Below are 14,856 nucleotides of genomic sequence, written 5' to 3' on the forward strand. Positions count from 1 at the left end.
CACCTTAAGCCGCAACCCTATGCAAAATGCATAGTTTGTTGCGGCTTACTTGGTGCTTTCCCTCTAATTTGATAGTAAGCACTGTAGCGCTCGCTAAACTATCACCTTGTTTAATTTGTCAGCAATGTTCCAGCATAAATTGCGTTCGTTCTTACGCCTGGTTTAATTTCTCCATTAATAGAGTAAATATTTTTATCCATTAACACTAAGCCCTCTCCGCAAGGTGCATCAAATGGAATTTTCCCAATAGTGCGCCAAGTATCCTTTTGCGCATTATAAATTAGTACATCTTTATTCCAATTAAACTCATAAGGATCTGCTGTAAAGTATTTTGTTCTAAATGCCAATAGTTCTTCATCTTTTAATGTCCCTAAATTTTTAACAGCATTATCATATACTGCTTTATTAAAGCCACCAATTACCAACATTTCATTTTTGTTTAATTTGACTGAATTTGCACCAAGTAACGAAATTTCTTTCCCATTTACTTTTACGGAAGACACTTTTGACCATTGGTTTTTCTCGATATTGTATTTGTAGCCATCTGTATATGCAATTGATCCTCCACCACTAAATACATAGAGGTTTCCATCTAATATTTGCGCTACACTTTGATTTCTCACACTTTCTCCAGGAATGGAAGCTAGCTCCCTCGTTTTGGATGTTTTTAAATCATACTCGTATAATTTATTGCTCTCTTTTGCATTTTGCTTACCTAGCCCAATATACAATTTGCCATCTTTCTCAACAGCTATCCCATCACTAAATGTAAACGGAAGGTCTCCTACTTTTTCTACTTTCAATTTTTTATTTTTATCAATCGTTAGTAAAGTAATATCGTCTGCATATTCTTTGTCAGGGCTACCGCCAATATAATAAATGCCTTTTTCTGTCGTTATCGAAGATCCATAACCTATTTCGTGTGTAAGATTCGTATGTTCGACCATCGTTAATTTGTTTTTCTCTTTTTTATAAACATATATATCTGAGTAATGTTGCTTGGCTCCTCCATTTAACACTGTATCATAAGGGAAATTCGCACCCCCTCCTACAATTAAATAATCTTTATAAGAGCCAGACAACACGCCAGCTGTCCCAATATTCTTTTCGAATCCTTTTTGTGCTTCTAGTTCTCCTGCATATTCCCATGTTATTCTTTCCACTGAATCTCCGCCTTTAGAAGCTTCTACTTTACTTCCAATACCTACGCCTAAAACCAACATTGATGTCATAGCTGCTACCAAAAATTTTTTCATAATTTCTCCTCCTTTTAATATGGAAATACCATCAAATTTCTAATTATAGATAATGACAAAATATCTCCAATCACCTCCTTTGGGGATTGCATTTATTTTTAAATCACCTGATTGAAATTCTTAATATTCCGAATATTTAACTGTTAACAAAACCTTTACTTTGTTTTTTAAAAGGAAAACTAGAAGAGAATTGAGGTAAAACGACAACCTTCGTGGTATAAAGTCTGCATTGGTAGTCGTAAAAGAAATTTATCAATAATTTGTTTAAGAACGCGTAAAATTTCAAAACTATGTAAATGAATAGTTTCAAGAAAGTTTTCGCGTTCTTCGTTAACCCATTGCCTATAATCTAGTCCACTATTAATAGTCTGCTAAGGCAAATTCTTTAGATGTCTAATCGCTAAAAATTAGTTAAAGGTAGATAATGTTAATCCACCATCGAGCTTTCTTTTTGATAAGATAAAATTCCTCTGCAAAATGTCATTAGCACATCATAATCATTGTTTAACACAACTAAATCTGCATCCATTCCAGCTTTAATGCTACCTTTACGATCACTAATCTGTAACTGTTTTGCTGGATTAGTTGCTGTCATTTTAATAACATCCTCAAGCGTACAGTCATCACAATATTTCAGCATATTTTTTAGCGCATCACTTAGTTTTAAAACACTGCCTGCTAATGTGCCATTTTCTAAAACAGCCATTCCATCTTTCACAATAACCTTTTGACCGCCTAAATCGTAGTTGCCATTTTTTAAACATTTTGCTCGCATGGAATCTGTAATTAAAATTAGTTTTTCGCTTTTTTTGTTTTGATAAGCTAATTGAATCATTTCTGGGCATATATGAATTCCATCTACAATTAACTCTGCATATAACTCTTCAAGAAGCAAAGCTGCCCCTACAACACCAGGCTCTCGATGATGCAATCCTTTCATCTGATTAAACAAATGCGTTACTTGCGAAGCACCTGCCCCTATTGCCATTTTTACTTCTGCAAATGTCGCATTTGAATGGCCAATAGAGACGACAATTTCATTTTCATTCAAGTATCGAGTTAATTCCATTCCACCCTTTTGCTCAGGAGCCAATGTAACCAGTTTAATAGTTCCTCCAGCTAGTTTTTGCCACTTTTCAAAAAGTGGAATTTCGGGCTCGATAATAAAATCAACAGGTTGGGCTCCTGCCATACGAGGATTCACAAATGGCCCTTCAAGATGAACCCCAAGCACCTCAGACTGTCCTGGTTTTTGATGATTTTTTATAAAGCTCGCTGCATTTTTCAATGCATTGGAAATATTCTCATCAGATTGGGTCATTGTAGTTGCTAGAAAGCTTGTTGTCCCTTCCTGTGGCAAAGCTCGGACAATTGTTTCCAGAGATGCAATTTCTGCATCCATTACATCAGCGCCAGACGTCCCATGTGTATGAATATCAATCATGCCAGGAATGACTGTTTGTCCTTGTAAATCGATAACATAGAATTGATCATTTGCTTTATAGTGAGTCATCCAGCCGATTTCTTCAATTTTCATTCCATCAATTTTAATAAATCCATCTGAAATAATCTGATTTTCTGCATAAATTTTTGCATTGATTAAAACAATTGATTGATCCATTCTATCTTACCTCTCCATTCTTTTAGCTTAGCTATTCCACATTGTAAGAGCTTTTAGCATCCCCTAGCTTCCCTCTAAAGCATCTTTTCAATAACTGCTTGCGCCGTTAGTTCTTTGTTATGAACTGATTCTTTGTTCGTTTTCTTGAAGTATTCAAGATAAAGTAAATCTAGAAGATAGAGCTGCGATATTTTTGCAGATAAACTGCCCCCTTGCAGTGGCCCTTCATTTGCACCACAAAGCAATGTTATATCGGCGAAACTTGTCAAAGGAGATTTGGCAAATCTCGTTATTGAAATAACTTTTGCCCCTCTTTCTTTTGCTACTTTTGCCACTTCAATCGTATCTTTCGTTGAACCAGAATAAGATATTAGAACAGCTACATCTTGCTCTGTCATTAAAGCAGCAGACATAATTTGAAGGTGAGAATCCACTGAACACTCCGTTTTATTGGTAATTCTCATAAACTTATTTTTTGCTTCCATTGCTGTCATTAAGGAAGAACCAACGCCAAAAAAGTGTATTCTTTGAGCGTTTATCATGCACTCGACAGCTTCCGCAATATCACTTTCTGATAATAAATTATAGGTTTCAGTCAACGCATGAACATTTGACGATAAAACCTTCGATGATAGTTCTGCAATTGTATCTTGCATCGTAATCGCACTGGAAAGTTGCGGTGTTTCATTATCAAGCGTAATGCTATGTGCTAACATAATTTTAAATTCTTGATACCCTTTAAGATCCATCGTTTTACAAAATCGAAACACACTTGACTCGCCTACATTACACGCATCAGCTAAATCAGTAATGGACATGTAAATGACATCTTTTATATTTTCGAGAATATAATCCGCTACCTTTTTTTCCGTATTAGTAAAAGAGTTGTATCTCGAATGAATAAGTGAAAATATATCTTGATTTCCCATATTAGTACTCCTTCTATTAATCGCCTCTTAAATGAAGTGATACTGCGCCAAGAATGCCAGCTTTATTTCCAAGAGAGGCTTTCATGATTTTTACATCCGAGAAACTCTCCATCATAAACAATTTAACTTTATCCGCTATATTGTTAACGAGATGTTCTTGCTCCATCACACCACCACCTATAATAATTGCTTGTGGATTAAAAATGTGAATGAAGGAAGTTAAACCTAATGCTACTTCTAAAATCCAATCTTGAAGAACTTTTTCTAAACTTTTATCCCCTTGTTGCATTCTTTCAAAAATGACTCTACCATTTATAAAGTCAGCGTTTATTTCCTGTGCTCTTTTTATTAAAGCGGTTGTAGATGCATACGATTCATAACAACCATTTTTACCACAGTTACAATTTTCACCGAATGGATGGGTAATAACATGCCCAAATTCTGCCGCCAATCCATTATGTCCTTTATAAATTTTAGAGTCTATTATGATGGCACCACCAATACCCGTACCATATGTTAAACAAAGAAAATCATTATAGTCCTTTGCTGCACCGAAATACTTTTCTCCTAATGCAGCAGCGTTTACATCATTTTCAACTTTAACAGGCACGCTAAAATGATCTTCAAGTATAGTCTTTAGTTGCGTACCAGTATAATTTGGAATATTATCATTAGCATAAATGATTGAGCCATCAGTACTATTCACTTGTCCTGCAGTGCTTATACCTATTGCATGAAAGCCCTGATACTCATTTATTATCTTAATTAGTTTTTCAACTAAATACTTTCCACCTTTTTTACTTTCTGTATCATATTCTTTAAATACTTCTATTTGCCCATTTTCATCAGAAATGCCCACTTTTATCGATGTGCCACCAATATCAGCTGCTAATATTTTCACTTTACTCATCCCTTTAGCCTGACAATCTAATTTACTCTAAATTTATTGAATCGCACTTACAAATCTTTTAGTAATTTCCATCGGTCTTGTAATAGCAGTACCTACGACTGCTGTATGAACACCAAGATCAAAAACACGCTTTAGTTCGTCTGGCGTCCAAATGCCGCCCTCAGCGATGACAGGAATAGGGAAATTTTGAATTAGTCTATTAATTAACTCTAAATCAGGTAATTTTTTATCATTTGTATACTCTGTATAACCACTCAATGTTGTACCTAAGCAATCAAAACCTAATTCATACGCCTCTTTAGCCTCTTCAAACGTTGAGCAATCCGCCATAAAAATTTGATCTTTATATTTCTTTCTAATTTCAGGGAATAATTCGCTTATTGTAGTGCCATCAGGTCTAATTCTTTTCGTTGCATCAAGCGCGATAATATCTACCCCCTCTTGGTAAAGCAACTCGACCTCTTGAATTGTCGGTGTGATACACACGTCAGATCCGTCAGTTGTTTTTTTAATAATACCAATAATGGGTAGGTCAACCATATTCTTTATTTCTCTAATATCTTCAATACTATTTGCTCTAATTCCCTTAGCCCCTCCAAGCATCGCCGCATACGCCATTTTCCCCATAATAAAAGAGCTATGAAGAGGTTCTTCTGGAAGTGCCTGACATGAAACAATCAGTTGTCTTTTAATTTCATCAAAAACTTTCTGTTTTTTATTCATTTGCATACATCTCCATGGATAATCATATTACTTATCTGCCCCAATCGTAATTCCTTTTGTAAAATACTTCTGGAAGAAAATAAATATTAGTAGCATCGGAATTGCTGCTACAGTAGCACCTGCCATCTTATAAGCAAAGTTTGGATTCAAGTCTTGCATTAAAGTTGCAATTCCTACCATTAGTGTTTTTGAGTTAACATCTTGACCTACAACGAGTTGCCATAAGTAATCATTCCAAACTTGAACAAAATTAAGAATAAATAATGCTCCAATACCAGGTTTCACTAATGGCAGCATAATTTTATAAAATATACGAAATTCGCTGGCACCATCAATTTTTGCAGCTTCACGTAATGAATCAGGAATGGTATCAAAAAATCCTTTCAGTAAAAACACACCAAATGCTGTAGCTACGTTAGGCCAAATCATGCCACTTAACGTATTTACCATATTAAAGTCTTGAATAATTCTAAACAGCGGAACAATCATAACTTCCTTTGGAATCATTAAACTTGAAATAAAAATAATGAAAATAACATTTTTCCCTTTAAATTTTAGCTGTGAAAATGCATACGCTGCAAGGGAGCTAACAACAATTAAAGCAAATGTAGACATCAACGCTACAAATAAACTATTATACGTCCATGTTAGCGCAGGCTGATTATTAAAGACATCTACATAGTTACTAAAGTTTAAGCTTTTAGGAAACCAATCTGGTGGCATTTTCACAACATCAGCACTGTTCTTTAAAGAACTCGTCACAAGCCAATATAATGGAAAAAGACTTAAAACAGCGAAAAATATAACAATACAGTTTGTTACAATTTCTATTTTTTCTCTTTTTCTCTTGTTCTTTTTTCTTAACATACTCATTCACCTCTAATTCTTCTTAAACATAGCTCTTAGCTGTGGAGTAGATAACACTAATGTAATGAGGAACATAATTACACCTACTGCAGAAGCAATACCAAGCTGATTATACTTGAATGCATTATTATATAAGTAATACATAAGTGTCGTTGAGGCGTTGTTTGGACCCCCACCTGTTAATAGCTGTATAACGACAAATATTTTGAGTACAGCAATAATGTTCATAATAATAATGTAAATCGTTGTTGGTTTTACCATTGGAATAATAATCTTGAATATTATTTTCAATCGGCTTGCACCATCCACTTCTGCGGCTTCAAAAAGTTCCTTTTGCACACCAATCATAGAGGCAATATAAAGAATGATTGCCTGCCCTACATTTGTTGCAAAGGTTACAAAAATAATTACTGGAAGTACCCAATGTGTATCCCCTAAAAAGTTAACTGAGGTTTCCATTTTTCTCGCTATAAATGGTATAAGACCATTGGCAGGATTTAGCAAAAAACTCCAAATCATACTCATAACAACCATCGAAACCATGACTGGAATATAATATGCTCCTTGTATAAAGGACACGTATTTTGCATTTTTATCAAAAACTGTAGAGGCAACAAACAGAGCGAAAATGACTGTTAATGCCACAATGAATACAACAAAAATAATGGTGTTGATTGTAGATTGAACGAAGACAGGATCGCTAAACAATTTTCGATAGTTTTCAAACCCTACAAATATTTCATTTTGATAGTTAATCTTAAATAAGCTTAAGCGAATCCCTTCAATGATAGGGTAAACTAAAAAAACTAAAAACAGTAAAATTTGGGGTCCGATAAACAAGTATCCTGTCATATTTTCTTTAAAAGATTTTTTATTGATTTTCATCGGTATCATTTACCTTTCTACAATTTAAGCCCCGAAATAAAGGGGCTTAAATTGTTGTAAAGTTATATACGCGCAGAGCTATTTATTATAAATTACAGAGTCTTCTTTCGATTCATCAATAACTTTATTACCTTTTGTTTGGTAATCTTTCACAGCTTCTTCTGCCGTTTTACCACCAGTATATAAAGCTTGTAATTCTGGATATAAAACTTGTCTTAATTGGCTGTATCCTGGTACATTTCCAGTGAAATTAAACATGTACGGATCATTTGCAGAATACGCCTCGAAGTAAGGCTTTTCTGATTTAAACTCATCGGCAACCGTTGTTCTAACTGGTACACCATTTTTAGATGCTTTCACAAGTTCAGGATCTGTTGAAATAAATTTCACGAAATCCTTACTAATTTTAATTCTTGTTTCATCTTTTGTATCAAATACAGCTGCGCCTGTTACATAAGTAAATGTTAATGGGTCCCCACCATCAGATGGAATATTAGCCAGTCTAATATCAAACTTAGGCGCTTTTCCACTTTCCATATCAGCCAATGCATTATTAAATAAAATTGCGTTTGTAAAACTAATTGCAAGTTGTTGATTTTGGAACATCGCATTCACATCGTTTGAAGAAACAGATTCTGCACCTGGGTTTGTTAAGCCCTCATCATATATTTTCTTTAACCAATTTGCAGCTTTTACACCATTTGCGTCATCAATGATTAAATTTCCATTGTTATCAAAGAACTGATTACCAAACATTCTTAAATAAGCAAGATTCCAAGTATCACCTTGATTATTTAGCGCGTATAATCCCATTGGATACGCATTTGAATATTTATCTTTTGGTAAATCTGTTTTTAACTTGTTTAGAATTTTTTCATAATCTGCTAGAGTCCAAGTTTTGATTTCATGCTCTCCACCAATGTACTCATCTAATCCAGCAGCTTTAAACATATCTGCGTTGTACGTTAAAGTACCTGGGTTATGAGAAAATGGGAAGAAATAAACATCATCACCGAATGTCACGCTGTCCCAATACCCTTGTGCAATATCACTTTTCGATTCATCATCAACGATATCATTTAATGGTACTAGTGCACCTCGATGAGCATAGTCCCCCATAGCAAACACGCTTTCAAAAAATACATCTGGAGGTGTTCCCCCATTAAGACTTACGTTCAATAGCTCATCACGTTGATCTCCTGCAATAACTTCTACATTAACTTTTACTTTGTGGTCTTTATACTCAGCAGCGAATCGCTCCCCTGCATGTTTGAAAAAGCTATCATAATCTGCTCCATCTTCAGAAGAATCTAAAACACCTTTCCATTGTGGAGTTAACCAAACTTTTAGTTCGACCTCATCAGAAGAACTAGATTTAGAACTATCTGTAGAATTACTTGTACAACCTGCTAGCACTGAGAGTACAAACAAAATTGCTATTGTGGTTGCTAGATAACGCCTTTTAAACATAACTACTCCCCCTTAATAATTGTATTTACAAATTAACATTACCTTTATGAAAGACAAGCCCGTGTAATAAGCTTGTGACCTTCCCCCATTATGTGAAACAACTTCAATTACTCCATAGCTTTAAGAAATTCAAAAAGCTTTGAATCTACTCTTCATACTTTATTATTGTTTGATCGATGAACGCTTTAATGCCTGCTACTTTATTTAAATCCTCACCTGATACTGGCTCTAATGGGCCTCTTACACTGCCAATAGTAACCCCATTTAATTTTAAAATTTCTTTAATTGTTGAATACATGGAGCCATTTAAAGAACATAAAGCAACGATAATATCATTAATATCATGCTGAATTTTTCTCGCATTTGCGATATCCCCATTCGATACAAATTCCTCAGCCTTGATAAAAAGTTCCGGCATCGCACCATATGTTCCACCAATTCCACTATCTGCACCGATTACTCTGCCAGCTACATATTGTTCATCTGGTCCATTGAATACAATAAAATCTTCACCTGCAGTTGACTTAAATCTTTCAATATCCATAACTGGCATTGACGAATTTTTTACCCCTATCACTTTCTTATTCTCTAATAATTTCTTAAATAGATTAATCGAAAGATCAAAACCTGTTGTTTGAGGTATATTGTAAATAATAAATGGCATATTCGTTGCATCCATAATTTCAGTCCAATATTTATAAACTGAACTTTCAGAAAACTTAAAGTAAATAGGTGGAATGGCAGAGACCGCATCGTACCCTAATTCCTCAGCATATTTTGCTAAAATTACACTATCCCTTGTCGATGGTGCCCCAACATGAGCGATTAACGTAAGCTTCCCTTTGACATGTTCTGCTACATATTTTAGTGTTGCTTTTCTTTCTTCAAGGTTGTGATAAATACATTCCCCTGAACTTCCACCAACATAAAGCCCTTTAACGCCTTTGTTGAATAAATAATCGCAAAGTTCTTTTGTTCGGTTCTCCGATATTTCCCCTAGATCATCATAACAAGCATAAAAAGCAGGAATGATACCTTTATATTTTTCTAAATTCAACTTTGAACACCACCTATATAATTTTAATAAAGCCAATTTGTGATATTACATCACGAATAAATATGACAATACATAAACCTTAACTCTACACCACTAACTGTTAACGCTTACAACTAATATTATAACAATTCAAAATAAAATGTAAATAATTTTCTTTATTTTTTTATTTTTTGGAGAAAAATTTCACCTTTTGTATGCATAAAAAAAGATTTACCCTTTAAATGCTACTTTAAACAACTTAAACAAGCTGTTATGTAGTGCTTCTTGTCATTAAAAGTAAAGAGTGATTAGCGATATTGTTTTACAGTTAGGCTGAAAATTGTTTACAATCAGTCTAAAAAGGAGAAACAAATGCTTGAAAAACTAGAAAATCTTTTTCAAACGGCTTTTACGACTACATATAATGCGCAAGATAATAATCGATATTGGTTCCAAACAGAAGATGGTAAGAAATTTGGCATCGTTAAAACTGCCCTATCCAATTCCGAACATAATTTGTTAAAAACTTTATTCCATCCTATTGAGACTCTTAATGTCGAACAAAATAATACGAAAAATCAACAGCGATGGTATGATTTTTTATTTAATGATGCAAAAGAGGTACCATTTTTACAGGATGTAAAAACATTACGTTTTTTTTATTTCTATCTGAAACAACCCATTGATGATTTTAACAGTTTTAAAGAAGCGATTATTGGCGGATTTCAGCAACCCATTATTTTAATGATTAATGAAACACAAGGTTTGATAATAGATGAAAAGCCACAAGTAGTTTTCGATCAAGAGTCATTCAATCAACTAAGTGACACGTTAACTAGTGATTTTTTTGTTAAAATTGATAGTTATATTGGCCAACTACACCAAGTTAATCATCTACTAAAAGAAAAATTTAATTATGAATTTCAATGCTTTAATACAATTCATCGATATGCAAATCGTGAAAAAACGATTACGTTTTACGAAGCTTTACCACTATTAATGATTCAGTCGCCGTCATGCGTAAAAAAGGATATACTATCTGATCTTTTTATAGAAAGTATCCAAGCGCAAGAGATGCTTCATACGATTCAAGTTTTTTTACAATGTAATTTAAATGCTTCTTTAACAGCCAAAAAGCTGTACATCCATCGCAATAGCTTGCAGTATCGATTGGATAAATTTATTGAAAACACTGGAATAGATATTCGTTCCTTCGCAAACGCTGCTTTTGTTTCTCTTGCTATGATACTGTTGAAATCTGAAAATTATCAATAGTTGTACAATGTGCCCAAACTTGTTTTGTGTAATGTATACGTATACATTTTACATATTTTTCTCATATACTCTAAAAAAACAGTTACATAAGGGAGATGAAGATATTGGCAGAATTAAAATTACAACATATTTTTAAAATTTACGACAAAAATGTCACGGCGGTAAAGGATTTCAATCTTGATATTGAAGATAAGGAATTTATTGTATTCGTAGGTCCTTCAGGTTGTGGTAAATCTACTACATTGCGTATGGTTGCTGGTTTAGAAGAAATCTCAGAGGGAGATTTAATCATTGATGGAAAGCGAATGAATGATGTAGCGCCTAAAGATCGTGATATCGCCATGGTATTCCAAAACTATGCCCTATACCCGCATATGAGCGTATTTGAAAATATGGCATTTGGCTTAAAGCTGCGCAAATTACCGAAAGATGAAATTAATCGCCGCGTGAACGAGGCAGCGCGTATCTTAGGGCTGGAAGAATACTTAAATCGTAAACCGAAAGCACTTTCAGGTGGTCAACGTCAACGTGTCGCTTTAGGACGTGCCATCGTGCGTGATGCAAAAGTCTTTTTAATGGATGAGCCTTTATCAAACTTGGATGCGAAACTTCGCGTACAAATGCGTGCTGAAATCACAAAACTTCATCAACGCTTACAAACAACGACAATTTACGTGACACATGACCAAACAGAAGCCATGACAATGGCTACTCGCCTCGTTGTTATGAAAGATGGCATTATTCAACAAGTAGGTGCACCAAAAGAAGTGTATGAGCAACCGAATAATGTATTTGTCGGCGGCTTTATCGGCTCCCCTGCTATGAACTTCTTTACAGGTACACTTACAGATGGCAAATTCCACATTGGGAATACGTCCATTACTGTGCCACAAGAAAGAATGAAAGACTTACTTGCGCAAGGCTATAACAATAAAGAAGTTATTATGGGTATTCGTCCTGAAGATTTCCACGATGAACAAGCATTTATCGAATCAACTCCAGGTTCAAGAGTCGATGTAACAATTGAAGTAGCTGAATTAATGGGCGCAGAGATTATGCTCTATTCACAAATTGAAGGTCATCAATTTATTGCACGTGTAGATTCCAATGCCACTGCTAAACCAGGCCAAGTATTGCCACTGGCATTGGATATGAACAAAGTCCACTTCTTCGATAAAGATACGGAGAATCGTATTATTCCAGGTAATAGTGGACAAAACAAAGGCAACGAAGGCACTGAAAAGCCTGTTATTGTTGGCTAAGATGGTAGCGAAGTTGGTGACTCCTGTTCATAACAGCACACAATGAAAGGCGGAGGCACTCTGCACAATAGCAAGGGTTACGGCTTACTGTGCTGAGCGGAAAACACCGCCGCAGCGGACATCAAAGGTATAGAAAAAGTGTTAGATTGATTGCAGTCAATCTAACACTTTTTTGCATTGTCGTAGATGTTCGCTACGATGATGCTTCCTCGGTCAAAATGCACGATAGCGACGGTCCAAAGGCAGAAGATTAGTTATACTCAATATAAATCGATTCAAATACGGGTTTTTAATTTTTGAATTTTTTCAATTTCGTAGCTATATTTAGTCAAATCAAGTTCTTTTACAAGAACTGTAAAAAAGACTTCAGCACGATTTAAAAAGATACCTAATAGCATTTTTTGTTCAAATTCTAACACATGATCGTCGTTATCAAATAAAAATTGTACTTTTTTATTTTTTAATTGCTTTAATTGTATTTTAACTGGTTGATCAGGAAAATAACTTTTCCCAATGCCATCCTCTAAGTAATCTTCAATCACATTGACAATATATCCCCATAGCTCAGGGAGATAGTCCCAATATCGAACACCTAAAATTTCTTTATTATAGCATTTAATCGATAACCCACCATCAAGTCTAAGAAGACCGTCTTCTTCTATATATTTATTTTGAGTGTTATTGATAAAAGAAACAAATTCATCCCAATTATCGTTTATGCTTATCGTATATTTATCAGGATTGTTGACAGCATCTTCCAAATCATTGATAATTCTTTTTACAACAAATTCATTAATTGTTACTACTTCCATCATATATTCACCTCACATTAGTTTTTTAGATATAGTTGTCTAATATGCCCCTCTTTAATCCCTAATACGTATTTAACACCATCTACTTGTCCCTCTACTCTGAACATACCATTTGTTCCTTTTTTGGCTAATATCGTAATAGGGGTTAATAAGAAATCCTTAAATACATATGCTATTAACTATAAAGGAACTATTATCTGCAAATACTTTTATTGCTTCAAGAATATTAGTATATGCTGATAGAAGTTGAAGGTTTGAAACAATATTGCTTGGCTATAAATGATTTGAAAATACTTAACTCATTCGATAGGCGAAGAATCAATAAATCAAGCTTTTTTTATGAAGTAAATACAATAAAATTTTTCAGAAAATTATAATTATAAATTCTTGCGGGAATATTATCATATGTCATTAATATAGTCAATAAATAATGTATCTCTTTAAAAACCTATATCAAATACCCATATTTAAGGTCTCTTTCTCTTTTTAGAAATTTTTATATTATAACAACTGAATAATATACGCTTTACAGTTGCTGGATTATTTTGTAGGCTTTCCTTTATAGCAACAGAAAAATGAGTAAGAACAAACAACCCGTTTTCTCCATAAAATAATAAGAGGTGATTGTATGACGGACAAAGTAACTGCTTTTAAACAGGCTTTAGGTAATTATCCAACAGGTGTCACAGTTGTCACAGCTTACAATGATGTGAATGAACCGATTGGCTTAACGGTCAATTCCTTTGCATCTGTTTCCATAGATCCGCTCCTTATCCTATGGTCATTGGACAAAAAATCCCAACTGCATCCGCTTTTTTGTAATGCGGACAAATTTGCGGTTAATATTTTAGCGAACGATCAAACACAATTATGTACAGTATTTTCAAGTAAAATCCCTGACCGATTTGCGCAAGTCAAATGGTCTTCTTCTTTACATGGTTTGCCGATATTACATGATACTTTAGCTACGCTGCAATGCGAAACATTTAAAAAAGTCGATGCAGGAGACCATACAATTTTCATTGGTCATGTGCTAGCAATTGATAATGCCCAAAAGGAACCTTTGCTCTATCATCGAAGACACATTGGTCAAATCCCAACGAGTTTTTACGAATAATATGTAAAAGTAGGTATTTCAAAATTTTCTTTGAGATACCTACTTTTTGTTTACCGTTACATACAATGCTATCCTTCAAGCATCCTACTGGATCATGACCAAATTTAAAATGTGTTGCTCATTCATTCGGGATATTATGCTTAAAATGGCCCCGAGTTAATTCATTTAGTTGTTGTAGAGCTTCACTTTTTCTGTGGAAATCTTTGCTTTTCAAGTCGATTAATTTGGACAATCACACCATCTTGAATAGTAATTTGCACTTCCCCAAATTCTAAATTTTGAATGGCCTTCGCAATTACTTCTAACTTCTTATCATCAATCTTTGACAGTTGAGACATACGATACACCCCTTCTTTTTTCATACTTTTGTGTATAAAAGAGATCTACGCATCAAGAAGATTTGATGCCTCCCCTTATCTCTTCGATAACCCAGTTGGATTTAGCAACGATTAATCGAGTTACCAAGACTTCATTGGGACTAGTCCCTCACACCTCACACGATAAGAGCATTACGTTTCTTGGAAATAATTCTATAATTCAGAAAACCCATTGTCAATATAAATATTACAAAACCTAGTCGAATACTATGAAATTAAGAAAAAAGGTACATTTTATTGCTATAAGATTTCTCAACATTCCATCTTAAAATCCTATTTTTCCTTAAAAGCAATAAAATAAATGTTAATACATGAA

Annotated in this window: 14 protein-coding genes; 3 read left to right on the forward strand and 11 right to left on the reverse strand. The window is 34.2% G+C overall.

Annotation, left to right across the window (positions count from 1 at the left end; all coding sequences use genetic code 11):
• Positions 1-110: 110 nt before the first annotated feature.
• The 9 genes from JNUCC52_RS04865 to JNUCC52_RS04905 all read right to left on the reverse strand — a co-directional run bounded on the left by JNUCC52_RS04865 (position 111) and on the right by JNUCC52_RS04905 (position 9,718).
• Complete coding sequence (locus JNUCC52_RS04865) at positions 111-1,256, reverse strand: cyclically-permuted mutarotase family protein (RefSeq protein WP_337981570.1); 1,146 nt, start codon at positions 1,254-1,256, stop codon at positions 111-113.
• Positions 1,257-1,683: 427 nt separating this feature from the next.
• Complete coding sequence (gene nagA, locus JNUCC52_RS04870; protein ID WP_337981571.1) at positions 1,684-2,877, reverse strand: N-acetylglucosamine-6-phosphate deacetylase; 1,194 nt, start codon at positions 2,875-2,877, stop codon at positions 1,684-1,686.
• A 74-nt stretch (positions 2,878-2,951) separates the two neighbouring features.
• Positions 2,952-3,806: a MurR/RpiR family transcriptional regulator gene (locus JNUCC52_RS04875; RefSeq protein WP_172771060.1), complete on the reverse strand. Its 855-nt coding sequence runs from the start codon at positions 3,804-3,806 to the stop codon at positions 2,952-2,954.
• Positions 3,807-3,822: 16 nt separating this feature from the next.
• Positions 3,823-4,716, reverse strand: a complete 894-nt coding sequence (locus JNUCC52_RS04880; RefSeq protein WP_337981572.1) for an ROK family protein — start codon at positions 4,714-4,716, stop codon at positions 3,823-3,825.
• A 33-nt stretch (positions 4,717-4,749) separates the two neighbouring features.
• Positions 4,750-5,439, reverse strand: a complete 690-nt coding sequence (locus JNUCC52_RS04885) for an N-acetylmannosamine-6-phosphate 2-epimerase (RefSeq protein WP_172771059.1) — start codon at positions 5,437-5,439, stop codon at positions 4,750-4,752.
• 27 nt (positions 5,440-5,466) lie between these two features.
• A complete protein-coding gene (locus JNUCC52_RS04890; RefSeq protein WP_172771058.1) occupies positions 5,467-6,306 on the reverse strand; it encodes a carbohydrate ABC transporter permease in 840 nt (279 codons plus the stop codon).
• Positions 6,307-6,318: 12 nt separating this feature from the next.
• Positions 6,319-7,191 carry a carbohydrate ABC transporter permease gene (locus tag JNUCC52_RS04895; RefSeq protein WP_172771057.1) on the reverse strand — a complete coding sequence of 291 codons (873 nt, stop codon included), beginning with the start codon at positions 7,189-7,191 and terminating at the stop codon, positions 6,319-6,321.
• Between the two features lie 78 nt (positions 7,192-7,269).
• On the reverse strand, positions 7,270-8,661 hold the full coding sequence (locus tag JNUCC52_RS04900) for an ABC transporter substrate-binding protein (protein ID WP_337981573.1): 1,392 nt from the start codon (positions 8,659-8,661) through the stop codon (positions 7,270-7,272).
• 145 nt (positions 8,662-8,806) lie between these two features.
• Entirely contained in the window at positions 8,807-9,718 is a 912-nt protein-coding gene (locus tag JNUCC52_RS04905) for a dihydrodipicolinate synthase family protein (protein ID WP_337981574.1), read from the reverse strand.
• 351 nt (positions 9,719-10,069) lie between these two features.
• Between JNUCC52_RS04905 and JNUCC52_RS04910 the strand changes: the two genes are divergently transcribed.
• Positions 10,070-10,972: a PucR family transcriptional regulator gene (locus tag JNUCC52_RS04910; protein WP_172771054.1), complete on the forward strand. Its 903-nt coding sequence runs from the start codon at positions 10,070-10,072 to the stop codon at positions 10,970-10,972.
• A 104-nt stretch (positions 10,973-11,076) separates the two neighbouring features.
• On the forward strand, positions 11,077-12,234 hold the full coding sequence (locus JNUCC52_RS04915; protein WP_337981575.1) for an ABC transporter ATP-binding protein: 1,158 nt from the start codon (positions 11,077-11,079) through the stop codon (positions 12,232-12,234).
• A 275-nt stretch (positions 12,235-12,509) separates the two neighbouring features.
• On the opposite strand, the gene JNUCC52_RS04920 is transcribed toward JNUCC52_RS04915, so the two are convergent.
• The gene (locus tag JNUCC52_RS04920; protein WP_337981576.1) at positions 12,510-13,049 is read right to left on the reverse strand and encodes a hypothetical protein; all 540 of its coding nucleotides are present in this window, start codon (positions 13,047-13,049) and stop codon (positions 12,510-12,512) included.
• A 625-nt stretch (positions 13,050-13,674) separates the two neighbouring features.
• Between JNUCC52_RS04920 and JNUCC52_RS04925 the strand changes: the two genes are divergently transcribed.
• The gene (locus tag JNUCC52_RS04925) at positions 13,675-14,163 is read left to right on the forward strand and encodes a flavin reductase family protein (protein ID WP_337981577.1); all 489 of its coding nucleotides are present in this window, start codon (positions 13,675-13,677) and stop codon (positions 14,161-14,163) included.
• A 182-nt stretch (positions 14,164-14,345) separates the two neighbouring features.
• Here JNUCC52_RS04925 and JNUCC52_RS04930 read toward each other — a convergent pair whose 3' ends face one another.
• Positions 14,346-14,501, reverse strand: a complete 156-nt coding sequence (locus JNUCC52_RS04930) for a YezD family protein (RefSeq protein ID WP_080653350.1) — start codon at positions 14,499-14,501, stop codon at positions 14,346-14,348.
• Between the last annotated feature and the right edge of the window lie 355 nt (positions 14,502-14,856).

Source organism: Lysinibacillus sp. JNUCC-52, assembly GCF_015999545.1.
GTDB lineage: Bacteria > Bacillota > Bacilli > Bacillales_A > Planococcaceae > Lysinibacillus.

Excerpts from the sequence above, each read along its gene's own strand:
- nagA (WP_337981571.1), bottom strand. The coding sequence starts at position 2,877 with ATGGATCAATCAATTGTTTTAATCAATGCAAAAATTTATGCAGAAAAT.
- JNUCC52_RS04890 (WP_172771058.1), bottom strand. The coding sequence starts at position 6,306 with ATGTTAAGAAAAAAGAACAAGAGAAAAAGAGAAAAAATAGAAATTGTA.
- JNUCC52_RS04885 (WP_172771059.1), bottom strand. The coding sequence starts at position 5,439 with ATGAATAAAAAACAGAAAGTTTTTGATGAAATTAAAAGACAACTGATT.
- JNUCC52_RS04880 (WP_337981572.1), bottom strand. The coding sequence starts at position 4,716 with ATGAGTAAAGTGAAAATATTAGCAGCTGATATTGGTGGCACATCGATA.
- JNUCC52_RS04920 (WP_337981576.1), bottom strand. The coding sequence starts at position 13,049 with ATGATGGAAGTAGTAACAATTAATGAATTTGTTGTAAAAAGAATTATC.
- JNUCC52_RS04910 (WP_172771054.1), top strand. The coding sequence starts at position 10,070 with ATGCTTGAAAAACTAGAAAATCTTTTTCAAACGGCTTTTACGACTACA.
- JNUCC52_RS04930 (WP_080653350.1), bottom strand. The coding sequence starts at position 14,501 with ATGTCTCAACTGTCAAAGATTGATGATAAGAAGTTAGAAGTAATTGCG.
- JNUCC52_RS04925 (WP_337981577.1), top strand. The coding sequence starts at position 13,675 with ATGACGGACAAAGTAACTGCTTTTAAACAGGCTTTAGGTAATTATCCA.
- JNUCC52_RS04895 (WP_172771057.1), bottom strand. The coding sequence starts at position 7,191 with ATGAAAATCAATAAAAAATCTTTTAAAGAAAATATGACAGGATACTTG.
- JNUCC52_RS04875 (WP_172771060.1), bottom strand. The coding sequence starts at position 3,806 with ATGGGAAATCAAGATATATTTTCACTTATTCATTCGAGATACAACTCT.
- JNUCC52_RS04900 (WP_337981573.1), bottom strand. The coding sequence starts at position 8,661 with ATGTTTAAAAGGCGTTATCTAGCAACCACAATAGCAATTTTGTTTGTA.
- JNUCC52_RS04865 (WP_337981570.1), bottom strand. The coding sequence starts at position 1,256 with ATGAAAAAATTTTTGGTAGCAGCTATGACATCAATGTTGGTTTTAGGC.